This is a genomic window from Kitasatospora sp. NPDC023385 (assembly GCF_055664045.1).
The window spans coordinates 72,498-93,756 of sequence record NZ_JBVOOL010000014.1 but is presented as its reverse complement, the minus strand read 5'-3'; the positions used below and the strand labels follow the sequence as shown (position 1 = coordinate 93,756).

At 73.7% G+C, this 21,259-nt stretch carries 22 protein-coding genes and 1 pseudogene; 14 read left to right on the top strand and 9 right to left on the bottom strand.

Features of this window, described 5'->3' with window-relative positions; genetic code table 11:
- Positions 1 to 22: 22 nt before the first annotated feature.
- The 7 genes from pyrF to AC0B61_RS22420 all read left to right on the top strand — a co-directional run bounded on the left by pyrF (position 23) and on the right by AC0B61_RS22420 (position 7,573).
- Positions 23 to 856 (top strand): orotidine-5'-phosphate decarboxylase, encoded by an 834-nt coding sequence (gene pyrF / locus AC0B61_RS22450; RefSeq protein ID WP_471742499.1) that lies wholly within the window; start codon positions 23 to 25, stop codon positions 854 to 856.
- A gap of 383 nt (positions 857 to 1,239) precedes the next feature.
- Positions 1,240 to 1,566 (top strand): integration host factor, actinobacterial type, encoded by a 327-nt coding sequence (gene mihF, locus AC0B61_RS22445; RefSeq protein WP_030056187.1) that lies wholly within the window; start codon positions 1,240 to 1,242, stop codon positions 1,564 to 1,566.
- 49 nt (positions 1,567 to 1,615) lie between these two features.
- Entirely contained in the window at positions 1,616 to 2,173 is a 558-nt protein-coding gene (gene gmk / locus AC0B61_RS22440) for a guanylate kinase (RefSeq protein WP_471742498.1), read from the top strand.
- Between the two features lie 39 nt (positions 2,174 to 2,212).
- The gene (gene rpoZ, locus AC0B61_RS22435; RefSeq protein WP_030240625.1) at positions 2,213 to 2,479 is read left to right on the top strand and encodes a DNA-directed RNA polymerase subunit omega; all 267 of its coding nucleotides are present in this window, start codon (positions 2,213 to 2,215) and stop codon (positions 2,477 to 2,479) included.
- Positions 2,480 to 2,683: 204 nt separating this feature from the next.
- Complete coding sequence (gene coaBC / locus AC0B61_RS22430) at positions 2,684 to 3,913, top strand: bifunctional phosphopantothenoylcysteine decarboxylase/phosphopantothenate--cysteine ligase CoaBC (RefSeq protein WP_471742497.1); 1,230 nt, start codon at positions 2,684 to 2,686, stop codon at positions 3,911 to 3,913.
- A 160-nt stretch (positions 3,914 to 4,073) separates the two neighbouring features.
- Entirely contained in the window at positions 4,074 to 5,297 is a 1,224-nt protein-coding gene (gene metK / locus AC0B61_RS22425; protein ID WP_471742496.1) for a methionine adenosyltransferase, read from the top strand.
- 92 nt (positions 5,298 to 5,389) lie between these two features.
- The gene (locus AC0B61_RS22420) at positions 5,390 to 7,573 is read left to right on the top strand and encodes a primosomal protein N' (protein ID WP_471742495.1); all 2,184 of its coding nucleotides are present in this window, start codon (positions 5,390 to 5,392) and stop codon (positions 7,571 to 7,573) included.
- A 125-nt stretch (positions 7,574 to 7,698) separates the two neighbouring features.
- Here AC0B61_RS22420 and AC0B61_RS22415 read toward each other — a convergent pair whose 3' ends face one another.
- Both AC0B61_RS22415 and AC0B61_RS22410 read right to left on the bottom strand, forming a co-directional pair.
- Positions 7,699 to 7,869 carry a hypothetical protein gene (locus AC0B61_RS22415; RefSeq protein WP_471742494.1) on the bottom strand — a complete coding sequence of 57 codons (171 nt, stop codon included), beginning with the start codon at positions 7,867 to 7,869 and terminating at the stop codon, positions 7,699 to 7,701.
- Between the two features lie 4 nt (positions 7,870 to 7,873).
- Positions 7,874 to 8,388: pseudogene (locus AC0B61_RS22410) on the bottom strand (hypothetical protein); the annotation flags it as partial.
- Between the two features lie 288 nt (positions 8,389 to 8,676).
- Between AC0B61_RS22410 and def the strand changes: the two are divergent.
- The 4 genes from def (at position 8,677) to AC0B61_RS22390 (ending at position 12,541) form a co-directional block, all read left to right on the top strand.
- The gene (gene def, locus AC0B61_RS22405) at positions 8,677 to 9,222 is read left to right on the top strand and encodes a peptide deformylase (RefSeq protein ID WP_471742493.1); all 546 of its coding nucleotides are present in this window, start codon (positions 8,677 to 8,679) and stop codon (positions 9,220 to 9,222) included.
- A 104-nt stretch (positions 9,223 to 9,326) separates the two neighbouring features.
- Positions 9,327 to 10,295: a methionyl-tRNA formyltransferase gene (gene fmt, locus AC0B61_RS22400; protein WP_471742492.1), complete on the top strand. Its 969-nt coding sequence runs from the start codon at positions 9,327 to 9,329 to the stop codon at positions 10,293 to 10,295.
- Positions 10,296 to 10,362: 67 nt separating this feature from the next.
- The gene (locus AC0B61_RS22395; protein ID WP_471742491.1) at positions 10,363 to 11,796 is read left to right on the top strand and encodes an RsmB/NOP family class I SAM-dependent RNA methyltransferase; all 1,434 of its coding nucleotides are present in this window, start codon (positions 10,363 to 10,365) and stop codon (positions 11,794 to 11,796) included.
- A 157-nt stretch (positions 11,797 to 11,953) separates the two neighbouring features.
- Positions 11,954 to 12,541, top strand: coding sequence for a hypothetical protein (locus AC0B61_RS22390; RefSeq protein ID WP_471742490.1), 588 nt, complete (start codon positions 11,954 to 11,956; stop codon positions 12,539 to 12,541).
- Positions 12,542 to 12,602: 61 nt separating this feature from the next.
- Here the strand turns inward: AC0B61_RS22390 and AC0B61_RS22385 are convergent, their stop codons facing one another.
- The 4 genes from AC0B61_RS22385 to AC0B61_RS22370 all read right to left on the bottom strand — a co-directional run bounded on the left by AC0B61_RS22385 (position 12,603) and on the right by AC0B61_RS22370 (position 14,495).
- Positions 12,603 to 13,055 carry a hypothetical protein gene (locus AC0B61_RS22385; protein ID WP_471742489.1) on the bottom strand — a complete coding sequence of 151 codons (453 nt, stop codon included), beginning with the start codon at positions 13,053 to 13,055 and terminating at the stop codon, positions 12,603 to 12,605.
- 197 nt (positions 13,056 to 13,252) lie between these two features.
- Entirely contained in the window at positions 13,253 to 13,546 is a 294-nt protein-coding gene (locus AC0B61_RS22380; RefSeq protein WP_471742488.1) for a sulfurtransferase TusA family protein, read from the bottom strand.
- A gap of 44 nt (positions 13,547 to 13,590) precedes the next feature.
- Positions 13,591 to 14,067 (bottom strand): MarR family winged helix-turn-helix transcriptional regulator, encoded by a 477-nt coding sequence (locus AC0B61_RS22375; protein ID WP_471742487.1) that lies wholly within the window; start codon positions 14,065 to 14,067, stop codon positions 13,591 to 13,593.
- Positions 14,068 to 14,141: 74 nt separating this feature from the next.
- Positions 14,142 to 14,495 (bottom strand): DUF6204 family protein, encoded by a 354-nt coding sequence (locus AC0B61_RS22370; RefSeq protein WP_471742486.1) that lies wholly within the window; start codon positions 14,493 to 14,495, stop codon positions 14,142 to 14,144.
- Positions 14,496 to 14,853: 358 nt separating this feature from the next.
- On the opposite strand from AC0B61_RS22370, the gene AC0B61_RS22365 reads away from it, so the two are divergent.
- Positions 14,854 to 15,012 (top strand): hypothetical protein, encoded by a 159-nt coding sequence (locus AC0B61_RS22365; RefSeq protein ID WP_471742485.1) that lies wholly within the window; start codon positions 14,854 to 14,856, stop codon positions 15,010 to 15,012.
- A 337-nt stretch (positions 15,013 to 15,349) separates the two neighbouring features.
- Here the strand turns inward: AC0B61_RS22365 and AC0B61_RS22360 are convergent, their stop codons facing one another.
- The gene (locus AC0B61_RS22360) at positions 15,350 to 16,039 is read right to left on the bottom strand and encodes an alpha/beta hydrolase (protein WP_471742484.1); all 690 of its coding nucleotides are present in this window, start codon (positions 16,037 to 16,039) and stop codon (positions 15,350 to 15,352) included.
- 457 nt (positions 16,040 to 16,496) lie between these two features.
- Here AC0B61_RS22360 and AC0B61_RS22355 point away from each other — a divergent pair, with 457 nt between their 5' ends.
- Both AC0B61_RS22355 and AC0B61_RS22350 read left to right on the top strand, forming a co-directional pair.
- A complete protein-coding gene (locus AC0B61_RS22355; protein ID WP_471742483.1) occupies positions 16,497 to 18,089 on the top strand; it encodes an outer membrane protein assembly factor BamB family protein in 1,593 nt (530 codons plus the stop codon).
- Positions 18,090 to 18,261: 172 nt separating this feature from the next.
- Positions 18,262 to 19,071 (top strand): alpha/beta fold hydrolase, encoded by an 810-nt coding sequence (locus tag AC0B61_RS22350; RefSeq protein WP_471742481.1) that lies wholly within the window; start codon positions 18,262 to 18,264, stop codon positions 19,069 to 19,071.
- Between the two features lie 466 nt (positions 19,072 to 19,537).
- Here the strand turns inward: AC0B61_RS22350 and AC0B61_RS22345 are convergent, their stop codons facing one another.
- Complete coding sequence (locus tag AC0B61_RS22345) at positions 19,538 to 20,095, bottom strand: hypothetical protein (protein ID WP_471742480.1); 558 nt, start codon at positions 20,093 to 20,095, stop codon at positions 19,538 to 19,540.
- The gene (locus AC0B61_RS22340) at positions 20,092 to 21,234 is read right to left on the bottom strand and encodes a serine hydrolase domain-containing protein (RefSeq protein WP_471742479.1); all 1,143 of its coding nucleotides are present in this window, start codon (positions 21,232 to 21,234) and stop codon (positions 20,092 to 20,094) included. Before AC0B61_RS22340 ends, AC0B61_RS22345 begins: the two co-directional genes overlap by 4 nt.
- Positions 21,235 to 21,259: the final 25 nt, after the last annotated feature.

Genomic DNA, 21,259 nt, shown 5'->3' with positions numbered 1-21,259 from the left:
TACGACCCTCGGAAAGGACGACATGACCCTCGCCCCGTTCGGCGCCCGACTGCGCCACGCCCTCGACACCCGCGGCCAGCTCTGCGTCGGCATCGACCCGCACGCCTCGCTGCTCGCCGCCTGGGGGCTCGGCGACGACCTCACCGGGCTGGAGACCTTCACCCGCACCGTGGTCGAGGCGCTGGCCGACCGGGTCGCCGTGCTCAAGCCGCAGGCCGCCTTCTTCGAGCGCTTCGGCAGCAAGGGCATCGCGGTGCTGGAGGAGGCCGTCGCGGAGGCCCGGGCGGCCGGCGCGCTGGTCCTGATGGACGCCAAGCGCGGCGACATCGGCTCCACCATGGCCGCCTACGCCGAGGCCTTCCTGTCGCCCGGCAGCCCGCTGTTCTCGGACGCCGTGACGGTCAGCCCGTACCTCGGCTTCGGCTCGCTGCGCCCCGCCCTGGACCTGGCCCGAGAGCAGGGCTGCGGCGTCTTCGCGCTGGCGCTCACCTCCAACCCGGAGGGCGCCGAGGTGCAGCGCGCGGTGGGGGCGGACGGCGAACCGGTCGCGGCCTCGGTGCTGCGGCAGCTGGCGGCCGAGAACGCGGGCGCCGCCCCGCTGGGCTCCTTCGGCGCGGTGGTCGGTGCGACGCTGGCCGACGCCGGCGTGGAGCTGGCCATCAACGGCCCGCTGCTGGCCCCCGGCATCGGCGCCCAGGGCGCGACCATGGCGGACCTGCCGCGGGTGTTCGGCGGCTCGGTGATCAACGTGGTGCCGAGCGTCAGCCGGGACGTGCTCAAGCACGGCCCCTCGGTGACGGCGCTGCGGGCGGCGGCGGACCGCTTCGCCGGCGAGTTCGCGGACGCCGTCAAGTAGCGCCCCCAACGAGCGGCAGGCGCCGCCGGATTGCGGCCGGCGCCGCCCTGGTAGCCGCCCGGTGACCCTGTGGAGTGTGCGCAGGACGGCGGCGCCGTCGAGGAGTTGACGTGAGCGCCGTCACATCGGGCCTGTCAAAGTCTCGCAATCGCGGTCATTTTGCCCGGGAAAGTCCTGGTCGGCCTTGGCTGACCAGGACTTTTCGTGTTCTTTTCCTGACGTGGCGCCGCAATGCGGGTAGTGTCCGGCGATAGGTCATCGGCGAGCCCCGATTTTCGTGGCTCCCGCAGGTCAGGGCCCTGTGGTTCTCCTTGCGGACGGTGTCCTGGGCACCAAACCAGTCCTAGCTCAATTCCTTCCATCCACACCCTGAGGTGAACGGCGTGGCTCTTCCGCCCCTTACCCCTGAACAGCGCACCGCCGCGCTCGCCAAGGCCGCCGAGGCTCGCCGGGAGCGCGCCGAGGTCAAGAACCGGCTCAAGCACTCCGGCGCCTCGCTGCACGAGGTGATCAAGGCCGGCAAGGCTGACAACGACGTGATCGGCAAGATGAAGGTCTCGGCCCTGCTGGAGTCCCTTCCGGGCGTCGGCAAGGTGCGCGCCAAGCAGATCATGGAGCGGCTCGGCATCAGCGAGAGCAGGCGTGTCCGCGGGCTCGGTACGAACCAGATCGCCTCCCTGGAGCGGGAGTTCGGCGGGGGTGCCGCCTGACCGTGCCCCGGTGGTCCCAGGATCGTCCGCGATCCGGGATAATCGGTGCATGAGTGAGCGTCCGCGGCTGACCGTGCTCTCCGGCCCCTCGGGGGTCGGCAAGAGCACGGTCGTCGCTCATATGAGGAAGATGCACCCCGAGGTCTGGCTCTCGGTGTCGGCGACGACCCGCCACCCGAGGCCCGGCGAGAAGAACGGGGTCCAGTACCACTTCGTCGACAACGACGAGTTCGACAAGCTGGTCGCCAACGGCGAACTGCTGGAATGGGCCGAGTTCGCGGGGAACCGCTACGGCACCCCGCGTGCGGCCGTGCTGGAGAAGCTGGAGCGCGGCGAACCCGTGCTGCTGGAGATCGACCTGCAGGGTGCCCGGCAGGTGCGGGGGTCGATGCCCGAGGCGCAGCTGGTCTTCCTGGCCCCGCCGAGCTGGGACGAGCTGGTCCGCCGGCTGACCGGCCGGGGCACCGAGCCGCAGGACGTGATCGAGAAGCGGCTGGCCGCCGCCAAGATCGAGCTCGCCGCCGAGCCCGAGTTCGACACGACCCTTGTCAACACCTCCGTCGAGCAGGTAGCGGCCGAACTGCTAGCCTTGCTCGGAGTAGCCTGACCTGTCTGTGTCTTTTCCACCCTTTCGGAAGGTTTTCGCGTGTCCTCTTCCATGACCGCGCCCGAGGGCATCATCAACCCGCCGATCGACGAGCTGCTTGAGGCCACCGACTCCAAGTACAGCCTCGTGATCTACGCCGCCAAGCGCGCGCGCCAGATCAACGCGTACTACTCGCAGCTCGGTGAGGGCCTGCTGGAGTACGTCGGCCCGCTGGTCGACACCCACGTGCACGAGAAGCCGCTGTCGATCGCGCTGCGCGAGATCAACGCGGGCATGCTGACCGCCGAGGCGATCGAGGCCGCCTGAGGCGGTTGTTGTTTCCGGAAGGGCCCGGCGGAATCGTTTCCGCTGGGCCCTTCGGCGTTCCACCGGGGTGCTGGTGGGTTGGGGCGCTGGCGGGTTTGGGTGCGGGCTCGGGGCGTGGTTTTGGGGGCGGGGTGGGGCACCGTGCGGGTGGCGGCTGAGGGGCCGTAGGGTGGGCGCGTTCCCGGTGCGGAGAGAGGTCGGTTCATGAGCGTGACTGCGGACGCCCCGCGGGTGGCCCTCGGCGTGAGCGGCGGGATCGCCGCCTACAAGGCCTGCGAGCTGCTGCGCCGGTTCACCGAGTCCGGCCACCAGGTCACCGTGGTGCCCACTGAGGCCGCGCTGCACTTCGTCGGCGAGGCGACCTGGGCCGCGCTGTCCGGGCGCCCGGCCGCCACCGAGACCTGGGAGCGCGTGCACGAGGTGCCGCACGTGCGGATCGGGCAGCAGGCCGACCTGGTCGTGGTCGCCCCCGCCACCGCCGACCTGATCGCCAAGGCCGCGCACGGCCTGGCCGACGACCTGTTGACCAACACCCTGCTCACCGCCCGTTGCCCGGTCGTCCTGGCGCCCGCCATGCACACCGAGATGTGGGAGCACCCGGCCACCCGGGACAACGTCGCCACGCTGCGCCGCCGGGGCGTGATCGTGCTGGAGCCGGCTGTCGGGCGGCTCACCGGCAAGGACACCGGCAAGGGGCGGCTGCCCGAGCCGTCCGCGATCTTCGACGCCTGCCGGGCCGTGCTGCGCCGCGGCGGCGCGGTGGCGCACGACCTGGCGGGCCGGCACGTCGTGGTCTCGGCCGGCGGCACCCGGGAGCCGCTGGACCCGGTGCGCTTCCTCGGCAACCGTTCCTCCGGCAAGCAGGGCTACGCGCTCGCCGTGACGGCCGCGGCGCGCGGGGCCCGGGTGACCCTGCTCTCGGCCAACGCCGAGCTGCCGGACCCGGCCGGGGTGGACGTGGTGCACGTGTCGACCGCGCTGGAGCTGCGGGAGGCGGCCCTCAAGGCCGCCGCGGACGCGGACGCCGTGGTGATGGCCGCGGCCGTGGCTGACTTCCGCCCCGCCGAGTACGCGACCGGCAAGATCAAGAAGGTGGCGGGGGTGGAGCCGGCGCCGGTCGCGCTGGTCCGCAATCCCGACATCCTGGCCGAGCTGTCGGCCCACCGGCCCCGTTCGGGCCAACTCGTCGTCGGTTTCGCGGCGGAGACCGACGACGTGCTCGCCAACGGCCGCGCCAAGCTCGTCCGCAAGGGGTGCGACCTGCTCGTCGTCAACGAGGTGGGCAACGGCAAGGCCTTCGGCACGGACGTCAACGAGGCCGTCGTCCTCGGCTCGGACGGCAGTGAGACGGCCGTTCCGGTGGGCCCGAAGGAGGCGCTGGCGGACGTGGTCTGGGACCTGGTCGCAAAGCGGCTGGAAACGGTCGGCAACTGAGCGGCAACTGATCGGAAGCGCCTGGGGAACGGTCGAGAAATCCTGAAGCGGGTGACGTTCGACGGAGGCAGCCGGTTAGACTCCAGGAATCAAGTCTTTCCGGAGTTCCCGGTCCACCCGGGACCTTCAGTCAGCAGCCGCTGCAACCCCAGGGAGCGCTGTGTCTCGCCGCCTGTTCACCTCGGAGTCCGTCACCGAGGGACACCCCGACAAGATCGCTGACCAGATCAGCGACACCATCCTTGACGCTCTCCTGCGCGAGGACCCGACCTCCCGGGTCGCCGTGGAGACGCTCATCACCACCGGCCAGGTGCACGTGGCCGGCGAGGTGACGACCAAGGCGTACGCCCCGATCGCCCAGCTCGTCCGGGACAAGATCCTGGAGATCGGGTACGACAGCTCCAAGAAGGGCTTCGACGGCGCCTCCTGCGGCGTGTCGGTGTCCATCGGCGCCCAGTCGCCCGACATCGCGCAGGGTGTCGACACCGCGTACGAGGCACGCGTCGAGGGCTCCGCCCAGGGCGACGACACCGACGACCTGGACAAGCAGGGCGCCGGCGACCAGGGCCTGATGTTCGGCTACGCCTCCGACGAGACCCCCGAGCTCATGCCGCTCCCGATCACCCTGGCGCACCGCCTCTCGCGCCGGCTGACCGAGGTCCGCAAGAACGGGACCATCCCCTACCTGCGCCCCGACGGCAAGACCCAGGTCACCATCGAGTACGACGGCGACAAGGCCGTCCGCCTCGACACCGTGGTCGTCTCCACCCAGCACGCCAGCGACATCGACCTGGAGTCGCTGCTCACCCCGGACATCCGCGAGTTCGTGGTCGAGCCGGAGCTGAAGGCGCTGGCCGAGCAGGGCATCAAGCTGACCACCGACGGCTACCGCCTGCTGGTCAACCCGACCGGCCGCTTCGAGATCGGCGGCCCGATGGGCGACGCCGGCCTCACCGGCCGCAAGATCATCATCGACACCTACGGCGGCATGGCCCGCCACGGCGGCGGCGCCTTCTCCGGCAAGGACCCGTCCAAGGTGGACCGCTCGGCCGCGTACGCGATGCGCTGGGTGGCGAAGAACATCGTCGCCGCCGGCCTCGCCCGCCGCGCCGAGGTGCAGGTCGCGTACGCGATCGGCAAGGCCGAGCCGGTCGGCCTCTTCGTGGAGACCTTCGGCACCGAGACCGTGCCGGTCCTCACCATCCAGAAGGCCGTCTCCGAGGTCTTCGACCTGCGTCCCGCCGCGATCATCCGCGACCTGGACCTGCTGCGCCCGATCTACTCCCAGACCGCCGCGTACGGCCACTTCGGCCGTGAGCTGCCGGACTTCACCTGGGAGCGCACCGACCGGGTGGAGCAGCTGAAGGCCGCCGTGCAGGACTGACGTCCGAACGTCGTGAAGCGGCGCCCGTCCCTCTCCGGGGCGGGCGCCGCTCTGTGCGTGGTGTCGGTCTGACCTGGTAGTAGTTGGTGGCGATGAGCAACACAGGGGAGAACGGGGCCGGCGGCGTCGGCGAGACGAGTGGTGTCGGCGGGGTCGGCGCGACCGGCGGCGTCGGCGGCGTCGGCCGGAGCGGCGAGACCGGTGGGGTCGGCGAGCCGGAGCAGCTGGCGTTCATCCGGGAGACGGTCAAGCGGGCCAAGCCGCGCACCTGGCGCGGAGCCAAGCGGGCCGAGCACCTGCCGGTGGCCCGGGTCGTGGTGGACAAGGGCGTGCTCACCATCGACAAGTTCTTCGACTACGCCGTGCCGGCCGACATGGCCGACGAAGCCCAGCCGGGCGTCCGGGTGCGGGTGCGCTTCGGGGCGCGCGTGGTCAAGGGGCAGCGCGAGGGCGGCGAACTGCACGACGGGTTCATCGTCGCCCGACTGGAGAAGAGCGACTTCCCTGGGCCGCTCGCCCCGCTGGCACAAGTGCTCTCGCCCGAACCCGTCCTCAGCCCGCAGCTCCTGCGACTGTGCCGGACCGTCGCCGACCGCTACGCCGGGACGCTCGCCGACGTGCTGCAACTCGCCGTCCCGCCCCGGCACGCCAAGGCCGAGGCCGAGCCCTCCCCGCAACCCCTGCCGCGCCCCGCCGCCCCGGGCCCCGGCGGCTGGCAGCGCTACCCCGCCGGACCCGACTTCCTCGCCGCGCTCGCCGGCGGCGGATCGCCGCGCGCCGTCTGGGCGGCGCTGCCCGGCCCCGGCTGGCCGTACGAGATCGCCCGCGCGGTGGGGGCGACACTGGCGAGCGGGCGCGGCGCGCTGGTCGTGCTGCCGGACAAGCGGTCGGTGGCCCGGGTCGACCAGGCGCTGACCGAACTGCTCGGCCCCGGGACGCACGTCGCCCTGGAGGCCGACCTCGGCCCGCGCGAGCGCTACAAGCGCTGGCTCACCGTGAGCCGCGGCTCCGTGCACGCCGCGATCGGCACCCGCGCCACCATGTTCGCGCCGGTGCGCGACCTCGGACTGGTCGTCGTCTGGTCGGACGGGGACAGCAGTCACAGCGATCCCCGCGCTCCGCACCCGCACGTCCGGGAGGTCGCGCTGCTGCGCGCCGCCGAGGAAGGCGCGGCGGTGCTGCTGGGCGGCCACGCGGTCACGGTGGAAGGCGCGCAGCTGGTCAGCACCGGCTGGGCGCGCCCGCTGGTCGCCGACCGGGAGACCGTGCGGCAGGTCGCGCCGCGGGTGCGGACCGTCACCGACCAGGACCAGCACCGCGACGCGGCCGCACAGGCCGCCCGGCTGCCCTCGGTGGCCTGGGAAGCCGCCCGGGAAGCGCTGGCGGCCGGACACCCGGTGCTCATCCAGGTGCCCCGGCGCGGCTACGTGCCCCGGCTGGCCTGCGGGCGCTGCCGGACCCCGGCCCGGTGCCGGCGGTGCGAGGGACCGCTGGAAGCGCCCTCGGCGGACGCGGCGCTGCACTGCGGATGGTGCGGCGAACCCGAGAACGAGTGGCACTGCCCGGAGTGCGGATCCTTCCGGCTGCGGGCCCAGGTGATCGGCGCCCGGCGGACGGCGGAGGAACTGGGCAAGTCGTTCCCGCGGATCCCGGTCCGGACCTCGGGACGCGACGCCGTACTCGCCACCGTGCCGGACGAGCCCTCGCTGGTCATCTCCACCCCGGGCGCGGAGCCGGTGGTGGAAGGCGGCGCGAGCGGCGGCGGGTACGGGGCCGCGCTGCTGCTGGACGGGTGGGCGCTGCTGAGCCGGCCGGACCTGCGGGCCGGCGAGGAGACCCTGCGGCTGTGGCTGGCGGCCGCCGCCCTCGTGCGGTCCTCGGCCGAGGGCGGCACGGTGGTCGTGGTCGCCGAGCCCTCGGCCCGGCCCGTCCAGGCGCTGGTGCGGTGGGATCCGCTCGGGCACGCCGGGCTGGAACGGGACGAGCGGGCGCAACTGCACTTCCCGCCGGTGTCGCGGATGGCGTCGGTCAGCGGGAGCCCGGCGGCCGTCGCCGACCTGCTGGGCCTGATCCGGCTGCCGGAGGGGGCGGACGTGCTCGGGCCGGTGCCGGTACCGGTGCTGCGCGGGGAGGACCAGGAACGGGCGCTGCTGCGCGTCGCGCCCGGGCAGGGGGCGGCGCTCGCGGCGGCGCTCAAGGCGGCGCAGATCGCGCGGATCGCGCTGCGGACGGCGGAGCCGGTGCGGGTGCGGATGGATCCGACGGACATCGGCTGAGGCCGTTCGGCCCTGGGTGCGGAGGGGGTGTGGGGACCGGTCGGCGGGGGGAGTGAGCGGACGGGTCGGCGGGGCGGGGTGGGTGAGCCACCCCGCCCCGGACGGTCCGGTGGCGGTCGAGTCCGTCAGCCGCGCAGGGGGATGCCCGTGCGGTCGACGGGGGTGCCGCGGTCGATGGGGGTGCGGTCCACGGAAACGCGCTCGGGGGGCGTGCGGTCGATGGCGGGGTGCTCGATGGGTGTGCGGTCGAGGGGGGTGCGGTCGAGGGAGGTGCGCTCGATGGGCGTGCGGTCCATCGGGCCGCGGTCGAGGGCGGCGCGGTCCAGGCTGCTGCGGTCCAGGCCGCCCTGGCGGGCGGCGGGGACGGTCGCGGCCAGGCCGCTGGTGGGCGCGGCGGGCAGCTCCTCGGCGCGGTCCGGGCGGCTCGGGCCCGGAACGGCGGCGCTGGCGGCGAGGAGCTCGCTGGTCGGGCGGCGCATGCCGTAGCGGCGGTGCACGGCCTGCTTGGTGACCCCGAGGGCGGAGCCCACCGAGTCCCAGGAGAACCCCAGCGCGCGGTCGAACTCGACCGCCGCCGCCACGAGGGTCTCCACGCTCTCCCGCAACTCCTGTGCCAGGCGCACGGTCGGCGCCGGCGCCCGTCCGTACACCACGAAGCCGGCCGAGGTGCTGGGTCGGCGAGGTCGGTAGACGTTTCCCAGTTGGGCGGTGAGCGTCCGCAGCGCGTCGACCTGGCGCCTCACCCGCTCGATGTCCCGCACCAGCAGGTGCAGGCTCGCCCGCGCCCGGGCGTCGTGGTTGATCTGCTCGGCCATGGCTTACGCGCCACCTTCCGTACGGTTCAGCTCGGCCGGAGCGCGGTGTCCCGTGCGCCCGGCCCCGGTCAATCTCTCTTGACCAACGCCGAATCGGGGGCCGGGGTAACGCCGCTCGGCAGAGTCGGGATATGCCGGGGGTCCTCCGGCGGGTCCTCCGGCGGGTCCTCCGGCGGTCCGAGGGCGTGGGGGACGGGGCCGGTGCGTTGCATAGACTTGGCGGGAACAACCGTTGCCCGCAGTCCTTCCCGGACGCCCGACACCTCGACGGACAGGAGCCCGCACCCCGTGGCGATCCAGCCGATCCGACTCTTCGGAGACCCCGTCCTGAGGGCCACCGCCCAGCCGGTGACCGTGTTCGACAAGGAACTGCGCAACCTGGTCCGCGACCTCACCGAGACCATGCTGGACGCCCCCGGCGCCGGCCTGGCAGCCCCCCAACTCGGCGTCTCGCTGCGGGTGTTCACGTACCACGTGGACGGCGTCACCGGGCACCTGATCAACCCGGACCTGTCGCTCAGCGAGGACGAGCAGGAAGGCCCCGAAGGCTGCCTCTCACTGCCCGGACTGCGCTACGACACCAGGCGCGCGTACGGCGTGGTGGCCAAGGGCTTCAACATGCACGGCGACCCGGTCACCCTGGAAGGCACCCAACTGCTCGCCCGCTGCATCCAGCACGAGACCGACCACCTGGACGGCATCATCTTCATCGACCGGCTCGACCGCGAACAGCGCAAGGCCGCGCTCAAGGCGATCCGCGAGGCGGACTGGGACGGCGGGCCGGCGCCGGTCGTCAAGGTCTCGCCGCACAGCACCTTCGGCGCGGCGCGCTGAGCTTGCGTCCTTCCGGCGTGCTCTCCTGACGCGCCCCCCGACGCGCTCTCCCGATGCGTCCTACCAATGCGTCCTCCCGACTTCGTTCTGCAGAAAGGCACTTGATGCGTCTCGTCTTCGCCGGCACCCCCGAGGTAGCCGTTCCCGCCCTGGACGCCCTGCTCGCCTCCGACCGGCACGAGGTCGTCGCGGTGGTCACCCGGCCCGACGCCCCCGCCGGCCGCGGCCGCAAGCTGGTCGCCAGCCCCGTCGCGCAGCGCGCCGAGGAGGCCGGGATCGAGGTCCTCAAGCCGGCGAAGCCCAGTGACCCCGAGTTCGTCGCCCGGCTCACCGAACTCGCCCCCGACTGCTGCCCCGTGGTCGCCTACGGCGCGCTGCTGCGCCCCGGCACCCTGGAGATCCCCAAGCGCGGCTGGGTCAACCTGCACTTCTCGCTGCTGCCCGCCTGGCGCGGCGCGGCCCCCGTCCAGCACTCGGTGCTGGCCGGCGACGAGGTCACCGGCGCGTCCACCTTCCTGATCGAGCAGGGCCTGGACTCCGGCCCGGTCTACGGGGTGATCACCGAGGAGATCCGCCCGACCGACACCAGCGGCGAACTGCTCACCCGGCTCTCGCTCTCCGGCGCCCGGCTGCTCGTGGCCACCATGGACGGCATCGAGGACGGCTCCCTGCACGCCGTGCCGCAGCCGGCCCAGGGCGTCACGCTCGCGCCGAAGATCACCGTCGAGGACGCCCGCATCGACTGGCACCACCCCGCGCTGCGGATCGACCGCGTGGTGCGGGGCTGCGCGCCGGCACCGGGGGCGTGGACGGAGTTCCGGGGCGAGCGGCTGAAGGTCACCGGGCCGGTGAAGCTGCTGCCGGAGTCGGCCGAGCTGGCGCCCGGCGAGGTGGCGATGGCCGGCAAGAACAGCGTGCGGGTCGGCACCGGCAGCCACGACATCGAGCTGGGCGAGGTCCGCCCGCAGGGCAAGAAGGCCATGCGGGCGGCGGACTGGGCCCGGGGCGCCCGGCTGGAGGCGGGGGAGCGCTTCGGGGGCGAGGCCGCGGGGGGCCAGGGCTCCGAGGGCTGACACCTGGTTCAAACGTTACTGTTCGAGTGAGATCTTCCGATAACAACCGCAGCACTTTGAGGCACCCGTGACCACCCCCAGCGCCAGCCGCGCCCCCCGCCCGCACCGCCGCCCGAAGAAGGACCCGGCCCGGATCGTCGCGTTCCGCGCCCTGCGCGCCGTCGACGAGCGGGACGCGTACGCCAACCTGATCCTGCCCTCGCTGCTCCGCGAAGCCGAGCAGAAGGGCATGGACCGGCGCGACGCCGCCCTGGCCACCGAACTCGTCTACGGCACCCTGCGGCTGCAGGGCACCTACGACGCGATCATCGCGGCCTGCATCGACCGGCCGCTCAGCAAGGTCGACCCGCCGGTGCTGGACGTGCTCTCGCTCGGCGCCCACCAGCTGCTCACCACCCGGATCCCCAGCCACGCCGCCGTCTCGGCGACCGTCGAACTCGCCCGCGTCGTGCTCGGCGACGGCAAGGCGAAGTTCGTCAACGCCGTGCTGCGCCGGATCAGCGCCCGCGACCTGGACGCCTGGATCGAACAGGTCGCCCCGCCGTACGACCAGGACGCCGAGGACCACCTGGCGGTCGTCCACTCGCACCCGCGCTGGGTGGTCTCCGCGCTCTGGGACTCGCTCGGCCGCTGGCAGCCCGACGCCTCCGGGCGCAGCGCCATCGAGGACCTGCTGCGCGCCGACAACGAGCGGCCCGAGGTCACCCTCGTCGCCCGTCCCGGCCGCGCCACCGTCGGCGAGCTCGCCGACGCCCTGCCCGAGGCCCAGCCGGGACGCTGGTCCCCGTTCGCACTGCGGCTCGCCGAAGGCGGCGACCCCGGCTCGGTCGAGGCCGTGCAGGACAACCGGGTCGGCGTCCAGGACGAAGGCAGCCAGCTGGTCGCACTCGCCCTCGCGAACGCCCCCCTGGAAGGCCCCGACCGGATCTGGCTCGACGGCTGTGCCGGCCCCGGCGGCAAGGCGGCGCTGCTCGCCGCACTGGCCGCCGAACGCGGGGCGGGGCTGGTCGCGAGCGAGAAGCAGCCCCACCGGGCCCGACTGGTGGCACGCGCGCTGGAGGGCAACCCCGGCCCCTACACGGTGATCGCGGCCGACGGCACCCGCCCGGCCTGGCGGGCCGACGGCTTCGACCGGGTGCTGGTCGACGTGCCGTGCTCCGGACTGGGCGCGCTGCGACGCCGCCCCGAGGCGCGCTGGCGCCGCCGACCGGCAGACGTCGCGGCCTTCGGGCCGCTCCAGCGGGACCTGCTGCGCTCGGCCATCGACGCCACCCGGGTCGGCGGCGTGGTCGGCTACGCAACCTGCTCGCCGCACCTGGCGGAAACCCGGGCGGTCGTGGACGACGTGCTGCGCGAGGAGGCCGGGCGGGTCGAGTGGATTGACGCGCGTCCGCTGCTGCCCGGCGTCCCGGCGCTCGGCGACGGGCCGGACGTGCAGCTGTGGCCGCACCTGCACGGGACGGACGCGATGTACCTGGCGCTGCTGCGGCGGACGGCCTGAGCGGGGGGCGGGGGGGGCGGACCTCGCTCGTTGAGAGGGCGCTCGTTGAGGGGCGCCCGTTGAGGGGCGCTTGCACCTCCCCCCCTAGATCCGGATGCTGCGGCTGCGGCGGGCGGTACTGGGAGCGGTGGCCAGGCGTGGGTCGACACCGGAGGAGTTGACGTTCGTGCACCGTTTGGCCCGGCTGTCGGAGGACGAACGTGGGCGTCTGATCGGGGAGTTCCTGGCAGGCGTGTTCGGTGGGGTGGTGTCGGGGGCGATGGCTGGTGGGCGGTTTGCCGGGGTGGCGCGCTCGTTGACGCCGGAGCTGCCGGAGGACCCGTCCGCCGAACAGGTCGAGGCCTGGGTGGAGTTGGCGCAGTTGGCGGGGGACGAGGGGTTCCGGGCACTGCTGCGCGGGCTCGCCGAGGACGAGGCGGCGGAGGGCGGCGAAGGCCGACCTCGGCCCGGACTGGCGGTGGCGGTGCGGAAGCTGGCCGGCTGGGCGCTCGCGGCAGGGATGGCACCGACGTCGGATGGGGCGTCGGCCGTCGTGGCCGAGCTGTTGCAGCAGTACGCGGGAATGGTGCCGGGAGGGGACGGGGAGACGCGCGGTCGGTTGGTGGCGCGGCTCGCGGCACGGCTGGCGGCGGTGGCGGACCCGCGACGCGAGCGTTACCTGGAACTGCTGGCGGTGGTCAACGGATGGTCAGCGCCGAAGAGTTGTGCGGCGGAAGTGGAGTGGGCGCTGCGCGCCGTGGCGTGAGTCGGGGCTCGGGCGCGGGCTGAGGCGGTTACGGCTGGGAGTCGGTCGTCGCCGGTGGCGACTACGGCTGCACCGGGGGCGGGCAGGGGAGGCTGGTGAGGAACGCGTGGGCCTGGGCGCGGAGGTGGTCGACCGGCGGGTCCTCGCAGACCACCTCCAGGCCGAGTGCGGTCGTCTGGTCCCAGTGGAAGTAGGACTGGTAGGCCAGGTACGGCCGGTGGCCGTCGGTCGGGTCGAGACCGACGGCGAAGGTCGCGAAGCGGGTCAGTTCCCGCCCCGTCCGCGCGAGCTCGGTCCGGGAGAGCTGCCATTCGAACTCGTACGGCTCGGGTTCCGCGGGCAGGTCCAGCAGGGCCTGGGCGAGCTGGCGGACCTCGTCCGGGTTCGCGAAGGGGAGGCGCTCGGACCCGTGGGGCGTGGCGGCGAGCAGCTCCCAGTCGTGGCCGTTGTGGCTGACGGTCAGTGCCCACTGGCCGTCCTCGTTGTGCCAGTGGCAGTGGAGGGTCGGGTCCATGCTGGTCAACCTCCCTGTGGTTCTCGGCCGTTCGTCTCCCTCATCGTGGCACACCGGACAGCTGAGGGAAGTCGGGAGTGAGCCGTTCTCGGGCCCCTTGCCAGGTCTTCTGGAGCGGACGGGTCGCCGAGGACCTGGGCGCGGAACTCCCGCTGAGGTGGACGCCGAAGGGCACTTGCGGGAGTCGGGCCGCGCGGTCAGCCGGTGGTGGGGGCCGGGTGCCAGGGGCGGTCGGGGCGGGTGTGGACGGGGGCGGAGGTGAGACGCAGGGCGTACACCTCGCGGTCGGTGGCCTCGTACGGGACCTGGCCGAGGTATGCGTGGCCGGTCAGGTGGCACCAGGCGGGCAGGTCGAGCGGGGCGGCGGGGTCGGTGGTGTGGATGTGGACCACCGCGCCGGCCGGGAGGTGGGCGATCCGGGCGCGCAGGCGGAGCAGCAGCTGGACGCAGAGCAGGCCGGTGCCGTCGACGGTGAGGTCGGGGTCGGTCATCGGGGGGTCTCCTGGGAGTGCGGGGGCTTCTCGGCCGGTGGCGTTCAGCCGAGCTGCCGGCCGGGGGCGGTGCCGCCGAGGCGCGTGAGCAGGGCGGACAGACGGGTGAGGTCGTCGGCGTTCCACTGGTCGGCCGCGAAGTGCTCGGCGGCGACCTGCTGGGCGGTGTGCAGCATCTCGGCGAGGCGTTCACGCCCCGTCGGGGTGAGGGCGGCGTACGCGACCCGGGCGTCGCGGGCTGCGGCCTCGCGGGTGACCAGGCCGATCCGCTCCAGCGGTGCGAGACCCCGGGTCACGCCGGAGGCCGTGAGGCCGAGGGCCTCGGCGAGATCGACCCGGCGCATCCTGCCGCCCGGAGCCTGGGACAGGTGGAGCAGCATGGTGAAGTCGGACAGGCTCACGCCGTGCAGCCTGCTGAGGCCCGCGTCGAACCGTTTGACCACGGCCGTCTGGGCGCGGGCCAGCCGCAGGGCGGTGTCCAGCGGGTCGGGGCCCGGGCTCGTCCTGGCTTGGTCTGTCATTGCCACCTCCTTGACTGCTCAAGTATAGCCCGCCGGGAAGCCGTCAAGGAGGTGGCGGAGGGGGTGGGGCTGGATCAGCGAGCGGTGGCGGCGCGGCGCTGCCGCTTGCCGAGCGCCGCCTGGGAGAGGTCCTCGGCCTGGGAACGGAGGTTCTTGAAACCGTAGCCGCGCTCCGCGAGCCAGCCCTGTGCCGCCTGCTCGGCCCGTTCGGTGGCCCCCAGGATGTCCTCCTCGGCCTCGCCCTCGTCGAGGAAGCGGAAGGTGAACGCGGCCCGCGCGGAGAGGTCGTAGCTGAGGTGGCCCTCGCGGGTGAAGGCGGCACGCAGCACGTCGTGCTCGGGTGCCGCACTGACGAGCTCGGCGCGCTGCTCCTCGGTGAGGCCGTCGAAGACGCCGCGCACCATGATGCGGAAGGTTCGGGTAGTCATCCCCCGACGATAGGCAGGAGGGGCGGCCGACCGCCAACGCGATTTCGGAGCGCGTCGGTCGGCCTGGCATCTCCTGTTCTCCCTTGGCCGTGCTGGCCTGGGCGGGGGTGTGGGCGGCGGTGTGGGCCGGTGGGTGGACGGGCGCGGCTGCGGCGGTGCCGCCCAGCAGGGCGGCCATGGCCGAGGCGACAGCGGCGGTACGGAACAGGACGCGGGAGCGGGCGGCTGACGTCGCGGTGGGACGGGACTCAGGATGCACACCCGCGCCAGGGCTGTCCACCATCCGTTGCTGAACCCGACCTCGGGCAGGACGCCCGCCCAGGCGAGCGGGTAGAGGTCGAACATCGCCACCAGGGCGATGCCGCCCAAGGCCGCCGGGACTACCGCGGTGGCCGGCGCCACCCGCCGGCCGCCGAGGAACGGCACCCAGCGCGGCACCACCTCGCCCCACCCGCTCACCAGGCCGGTGGTCAGCAGCGCCAGCGCCTCGGTGAGCACACTGAGCCCGACGACGTAGAACGGCGTCCACCAGGAGCGGCCGGTGCCGCCGGGTCGACCATGCCCATCCGGAAGTCCGCGGCGAACGGCAGCCGCCACAGGCAGTGGGGCAGCACGACGAACGGGAGGGCTCTGGCGAGTCGGAGGGCCCACGCGGGGACGGGATGCTCGGTGTCGCCGAGCGGGAGGGCGGGACGTGCGATCGGCATGACCCCACCCTCGCCGGACCTCGACGGCGGTGCGTCGGCCACGCGCACGATCACGATCCCCCACGAGAGCCATCCCTCGGTCGTCCCGGCGGCCGACCGGCGGCAGAGCCCGGGCGGCCGTCTCGGAAGTCCGTTACGGGACGGCCCTCAGGCCCGGGTGGGGAGGCGGGTGCAGACCGTGCCGGTTGCGAGGGGGGCGGGGGCGGCGTTCAGGGTGGCGAGGGTGAAGTCGGTGGTGAGGGCGCTGATGTCGCGGGCTTCGCGGAAGAGGTAGTGGTTGCCGCCGGGGGCCTCGTAGCGGGCGAGGTCGGGGGCGACCCGGCGGGCGCGCAGCGCGTACTCCAGGGACTGGGTGGCGTTGGCGGCGCTGTGGTCGCCGGTCCCGTGGACGATCAGTACGCGTCGCCCGGCCAGCTGGTCGACCGGGTCGCCGCTGGGCAGCCAGGGGGCGATGCCGGCGACGCCGACGACGGACGGGTGACCGGCGCACCAGAAGGCGGCGCGGCCGCCGAGCGAGTTGCCGATCAGGACCACCGGTGCGCCCGGGTGCCGGCGGGCGAGTTCGTCGAGCGCCCAGCGGGTGTCGACGGCGGTGTCGGCGTCGGCGCCGTTCCAGCCGCTGTAGCGGTAGCGCAGCAGGTGCACGGCGACCCCGTGGGGACGGCCGCGGTCGGTGAGTTCGGCGGCGACGTCCCGCAGACCCAGTTCGGCGACCTTCAGCGGCCCGGTGCGGCTGCGGAGGAAGCCGCCCGGAAGTAGCAGGGCGACGCCTTTGACCGGCTCGTCTCCCTGTCGGGGGGTCAGCTCGGCAGTGCGCGGACGCTGCGCTCGGAACACGCGAAATCCTTCCTGATGTGTACAGGCGGATTCTACGGTTCCGGCGGCGGGTCGTGGTGCGCGAGCAGGGACCGCCGAACCGGTCGGCGACGGTGCCGCCGCCGACCTGGGCGATCGGCGGTGGTTGGAGGCGGGCGTCGGCGCCGAAGTGCTTCCTGGCCTCAACCCGACCGCCCCGCCGAGGGCCGGTCGGTCGGCCGCTCGGCCGCTCGGCTGGGCGACGGGGCCGTGGGCATGGCGGGCCAATATTGGCCCCATGTCCCGGCGGGCTCGGTGGAGTCCCGGTGCCCGCGAGGCCGGTGCGGGCGATCCGTCGGCGCGTTCCGGCCCTCGCATGCGCAGGTGATGTCCGGGGTTTTCCCTGCTCTTTGTTTCGGATCATGGCGGCCTCTGCAACGATCCGAAGATCGTCGCCTCGTCGCGGGGAGGGCGGCGCGTGGCAGGGGGAGAGACCGGCATGGCCGTTGGGCCCGAGGACAGGGTCGTCCGGGCGGGGTGGGGTGCCAGGTTCGCCTGGAACAGGGAGACCTGGCTGGTGGTCTCCGGCGGCGTGCTGGGCGCCATGTTCGTCAGCATGGGGTTGGCGGTGCTGCTCGGGCCGGCGAACGGGTTCGGCGGCGACAGCCTGGCGTACATGGGCGTGATCAGCATCCTCGGGCTGATGCCGTGCGGCGCGGGCTTCGTCTGGGCCCTTATCCACCCCAGGTACGGGCTGCCGTCGGCCGCCGTCGGGGCGGTGCTGGGCCTGTCGATCTTCGTCTCCTTCGCCGGGGGCGGCCTCAACGACTCCTGGAAGGCGCCGCTGGACCGGCCGTCCACGACCCGCGCGGTGGGCAGCTGGACGGCCGGTGACCTGGTGGTGCGGGTGCGGCCCGACGTGGTGGTGGCGTACCGCGCTGCCACCGGCGCGGTCGTCTGGCGGTGGACTCCGCCGGGCGAGGACTCGGTGTGCGCGATGAGCCGGGGGACCGGGCAGGGCAGCGGTGCGGGCGGGGCTGCGGGCGGGTCCGCGGGCGGGGCTGCGGGCGGGTCCGCGGGCGGGGCTGCGGGCGGGCCTGCCGGGATGGGGGTCGGGGCCGTGATCGGACTGATCGGACACTCGCCGCACGACCGGCCGTGCTCGGCGGTGACCTCGCTGAGCCTCGCCGACGGCACGGAGGGCTGGACCGCCGCCGTCGATGCGCCGGCCCGCGACGGCGACGCGGCCGCGCCGGACGTGGTCGCCGTCGCCGGGCAGCACGTCGTGCTGCAGGAGAAGGGCGGCTGGCGGGCCGTACGGCTGACCGACGGCGGGGACGTCTGGCGCGGCACCGCCGACGCCGGCTGCTCCCCGCTGCAGGTCACGGCCGGGGCACAGGACGTGGTCACGGTCGCGCAGTGCGGCGGGGCGGCGCCCGTGCTGAGGTCACTGGCGGCCGCCGACGGGCAGGAGCGGTCGCGGATCGCCCTGCCGGCGACCGGCGGGCTGAAGAACCTCGCGGTGGTGTCGGTCGACCCGCTCGCGGTGTGGGTCGACGCCCAGGGCGAGCGCGGCACACACGCGGTGCTCAGCTACGACCGGGCCGGTCGGCAGCGGGCGTCGATCCCGGTCTCCGGGGACGAGTACGACCTGGACGTGATGCTGGGCGGCCTGCACGCCTTCGACGAGTTCGACGCCCGGCCGCTGTTCGGCGGGGTGGTCGTGGGCGACCTGTTCATCGTGCCGGGCGAGAAGCCCGGCGACGTCACCATCAGCGGCGGCAAGCACCCGAGCCGCAGCGCCACGGGCCGGCTGCTCGCGTACTCGCTCACGGACGGCGGGCAGCGATGGACGGCGGGCCTGGACGACCAGGTCACCGGGGTGGCGGTGGACGGGACCTCGGTGTGGGCGATGACCCGCGGCCGGATCGCCCGGGTGGACGCGGCCACCGGACGGCGGACCGCGGAGCTGGACGTGAACGGCACGGCGTCGCTGTACCCGGTGGACCTGTCGGTCTCGGGACCGGAGCGCTTCACAGTGGTGGCGGAGGACGGGACGCGGGACGAGCCGCCGGTGCGGGGGATGGGCTGAGGCTTCGCGGGGCGTCGGGCGTCGGGCGTTGGGCGCGCGGGCGCGGGCGCCGGGCGAGGGGGAAGCCGCCCTGGTCACGGACCGTGACGGGGCCTCCGGTCGGCGGATCTGACCCTTCCAGACAGGTGTGTCAGGCTGGTGGGGGAGCACCGCCGAGGTCGGGAGACTCGTGATGGCCGAGATCAGGGTGAACGGGGTGGCGCTGCACTACGAGGCCCACGGCGAGGGCCCCGGCGCCGTCCTGGTGCACGGTTCGTGGAGCGACGGGGACTCCTGGGCCCGGGTGGTGCCGGGCCTGGCGGAGTCCGCGACCGTGGTCGCCTACGACCGCCGCGGGCACAGCCGCAGTGAGGATCTGCTCACCCAGGGTTCGGTGTACGAGGACGCGGCCGACCTGGCCGGGTTGATCCACGGTCTCGGCCTCGCGCCGGCCTTCGTCTACGGGGACTCCTACGGCGCGCTGGTCACGCTCCGGCTCGCCTCCGCCCGCCCCGACCTGCTCCGGGGGATCGCCGTGCACGAGCCGCCCGGCTCCGGCATCCTCCTCGCCGACCCGGAGCTGCGCCCGATCGGCACCGCCTTCGCCGACCGGATCGCCGCCGTCCGTGAGCTGCTGGAGCAGGCCGAATCGGCCGCGGCCGCCGAACTGTACGTGAACAGCCTCGCCTTCGGGCCCGGCGCGTGGGAGCAACTGCCCGCGCCGATCCGGCACACGTACATCCGCAACGCGCCCACCTACCTCGACGAACTGCGCGACCCGGACGCGTTCGACCTCGACCTCACCGCGCTGGCCGGGTTCACCGAACCGGCGCTGCTGACGCAGAGCGATGACAGTGCGCCGATGTTCGGCGAGGTGCTGGACCTCATCGACCTCAGCCTGTCGAAGGCCGAACGGCACCTGTACACGGGCGCCGGCCACGCCCCGCACCTGTCGCAGCCGGAGGAGTGGGTCCGGGTGATCCGGCCGCGCGTCCTGGAGTGAGCGCTGCAGCTGCGCTGTACGGACGTTGACGGAGCGTCAGGCTTGTCCGTTCCGGCAAGTCCGGTGGGTCCGCCCGCCTTCTGATGACCGCCTTCCGCAGCCCGATCTCGGGCGATGAGGATTCGACCCTGGTCGAATCCTCGCTCGAATGCTCGCCATCGAAGTGCCCCGGGGCGCAGGCTACTTCCGTGACCGCGTCACGAACATGACGAGCACGCGCGGCCGCATCGCCGCCCTGCAGCCGGGTTGGCGCGCGACCCGCAGATCGTCATCGTCCCCGGGGCGGCGCACTCGGTGCAGACCCGGGCGGCCGACCCGGCCGGGCGGCAGGCGGTGTACGACTTCCTGCTGAAGTAGCCGGGGAGTTCAGGGGATCCGGTGACGGTCCGTTCCGCGCAGGGGACGGAACGGACCGTCGCTTCTTCGGAGTTGGGCTCTGGGCGTTCGGCGTTCGGTTCGCCAAGGCTCAGCCTTCGGCCGCGCCCCAGCCGTCGTCCGGCAGGGAGCGGTCCGGCTCGGGGCAGTCGACGTGGTCGTAGCCCCACAGCACCGCCTTGTGCAGCACCCACTCCTCCAGCGGTGGCTCGTCGTAACCCTCGCGATCGGTGAGGACCAGCTCCACCCGGACCTCCTCGGCCGGCGAGAACTCCAGGTTCCGCTGGTGGGGGAGGTTCTCGTACGTCACCGTCCGCCAGGGGCGGCCGGCGGCGGTCAGCGCGGCCATCAGGTCACGCTCGCCGACGTGGGTGTCGAGCGTCACCAACGCACCTTGCGCCCACGGGAGTTCGAGCTCGCCGTGCCAGACCGGCAGGGACAGCGACCGGAGCTGGCGGCAGCGGCAGAACACCGCCTGCACGTCGCCCCAGCCGAAGCCGTGCGGCCAGCGGTCGCCGCGGTGGAGGCGCCCGCCGTCCCACGGATCGCCGTAGCGCGCGGCGAGTTCGGGCAGCGAGGCGCCGTAGCGCAGGTCGCCGAGGCCGCCGGTGGTGGCCAGGCCGGTGAGGGCGGTGAGGAAGTCCGTCACCCCAGGCACCCGCGCACCGCGTCGATGAGTCGGGTCGCCCGGGCGTCGCCGTGGCCGATCATCCGGTTGGCGACATAGGCGAAGCCGATGCCGAACTCGTCGTCGCCGAAGGCGAACTGGCCGCCGGCGCCGTCATTGCCGAAGCTGCGCCCGCCCAGCAGTGCGCGAAAGGCCGGGGAGTCGAGTAGGACGCCGGAGCCCCAGCGGGCGCCCATGTCGAAGCCCAGGAAGCCCGCGCCGGAGGAGACTTCGCGCACCGCGTCGGTCACCGTGGCGGCGGAGAGCAGCCGGTCGCCGTCGTCCAGTCCGGTGACCGCCGCCGCGTACAGCCCTGCCAGGCCGGTGGCGGAGGCGACGGCGCCCGCGCCGGGCAGCTCGATCGCGTGCAGGGCCGGGTCGTTCCAGCCGTGCGGCACGTCCAGGCCGGGGAAGACCAGGGCGCCGTTCATCGTGACGATCCGGCTCAGCAGGTGCTCGGGGCCGGGCATCGGGCGGCGGCCCTCCGCCTCCACCAGTCGCGCCAGGCGCGGAAGTTCGCTCTCCGGCAAGCCGATCCAGACCGGCAGGCCGAGCGGCTCGGCGATCTCCTTGCGCAGGAACGCGCCCGGGGTCAGGCCGGTGATCCGGCGGATCACCTCGCCGACCGCGAATCCGAACACATGGCCGTGGTACTCGTAGTTCGTGCCCGGCTCCCAGAGCGGCTGCTGCGCCTCGATCGCCCGGATCACCGGCTCCCAGGCGGCGATCTCCTCGAAGGAGAGCACGGCGTCCAGGGCCGGGAGGCCGGCGCGGTGGCCGAGGATCATCCGGGTGGTGATGTCCTGCTTGCCGTGGCGGGCGAACTCGGGCCAGTAGCGGGCGACGGGGGCGTCCGGATCGAGCCGGCCCTGCTGGGCGAGCAGGTGCGCGCAGATGCTCACCGGGCCCTTCGCGCAGGAGAAGACCGGCACCACGGTGTCCTGCGTCCAGGCCCGGCCGGTGCGGTCGTCGGCCGTGCCGCCCCACAGCTCGACCACCTTGCGGCCGCCGGCGAACACCGTGACGGCGGCGCCCAGCTCGGGGAACTCGGCGAAGTTGCGTGCGAAGACGTCCGCGACGGCGCCGAACCGTTCGTCGGCCCAGCCCTGGTACTGCTGCATGGTGTGGCGCCCCGTTCTGGCCTCA

Coding starts and splice junctions, on each gene's coding strand:
- pyrF (WP_471742499.1), top strand. CDS start 23: ATGACCCTCGCCCCGTTCGGCGCCCGACTGCGCCACGCCCTCGACACC.
- gmk (WP_471742498.1), top strand. CDS start 1,616: ATGAGTGAGCGTCCGCGGCTGACCGTGCTCTCCGGCCCCTCGGGGGTC.
- coaBC (WP_471742497.1), top strand. CDS start 2,684: ATGAGCGTGACTGCGGACGCCCCGCGGGTGGCCCTCGGCGTGAGCGGC.
- AC0B61_RS22420 (WP_471742495.1), top strand. CDS start 5,390: ATGAGCAACACAGGGGAGAACGGGGCCGGCGGCGTCGGCGAGACGAGT.
- AC0B61_RS22415 (WP_471742494.1), bottom strand. CDS start 7,869: ATGGACCGCACGCCCATCGAGCGCACCTCCCTCGACCGCACCCCCCTC.
- fmt (WP_471742492.1), top strand. CDS start 9,327: ATGCGTCTCGTCTTCGCCGGCACCCCCGAGGTAGCCGTTCCCGCCCTG.
- AC0B61_RS22385 (WP_471742489.1), bottom strand. CDS start 13,055: ATGGACCCGACCCTCCACTGCCACTGGCACAACGAGGACGGCCAGTGG.
- AC0B61_RS22380 (WP_471742488.1), bottom strand. CDS start 13,546: ATGACCGACCCCGACCTCACCGTCGACGGCACCGGCCTGCTCTGCGTC.
- AC0B61_RS22375 (WP_471742487.1), bottom strand. CDS start 14,067: ATGACAGACCAAGCCAGGACGAGCCCGGGCCCCGACCCGCTGGACACC.
- AC0B61_RS22370 (WP_471742486.1), bottom strand. CDS start 14,495: ATGACTACCCGAACCTTCCGCATCATGGTGCGCGGCGTCTTCGACGGC.
- AC0B61_RS22365 (WP_471742485.1), top strand. CDS start 14,854: ATGCCGCCCAAGGCCGCCGGGACTACCGCGGTGGCCGGCGCCACCCGC.
- AC0B61_RS22355 (WP_471742483.1), top strand. CDS start 16,497: ATGGCCGTTGGGCCCGAGGACAGGGTCGTCCGGGCGGGGTGGGGTGCC.
- AC0B61_RS22350 (WP_471742481.1), top strand. CDS start 18,262: ATGGCCGAGATCAGGGTGAACGGGGTGGCGCTGCACTACGAGGCCCAC.
- AC0B61_RS22340 (WP_471742479.1), bottom strand. CDS start 21,234: ATGCAGCAGTACCAGGGCTGGGCCGACGAACGGTTCGGCGCCGTCGCG.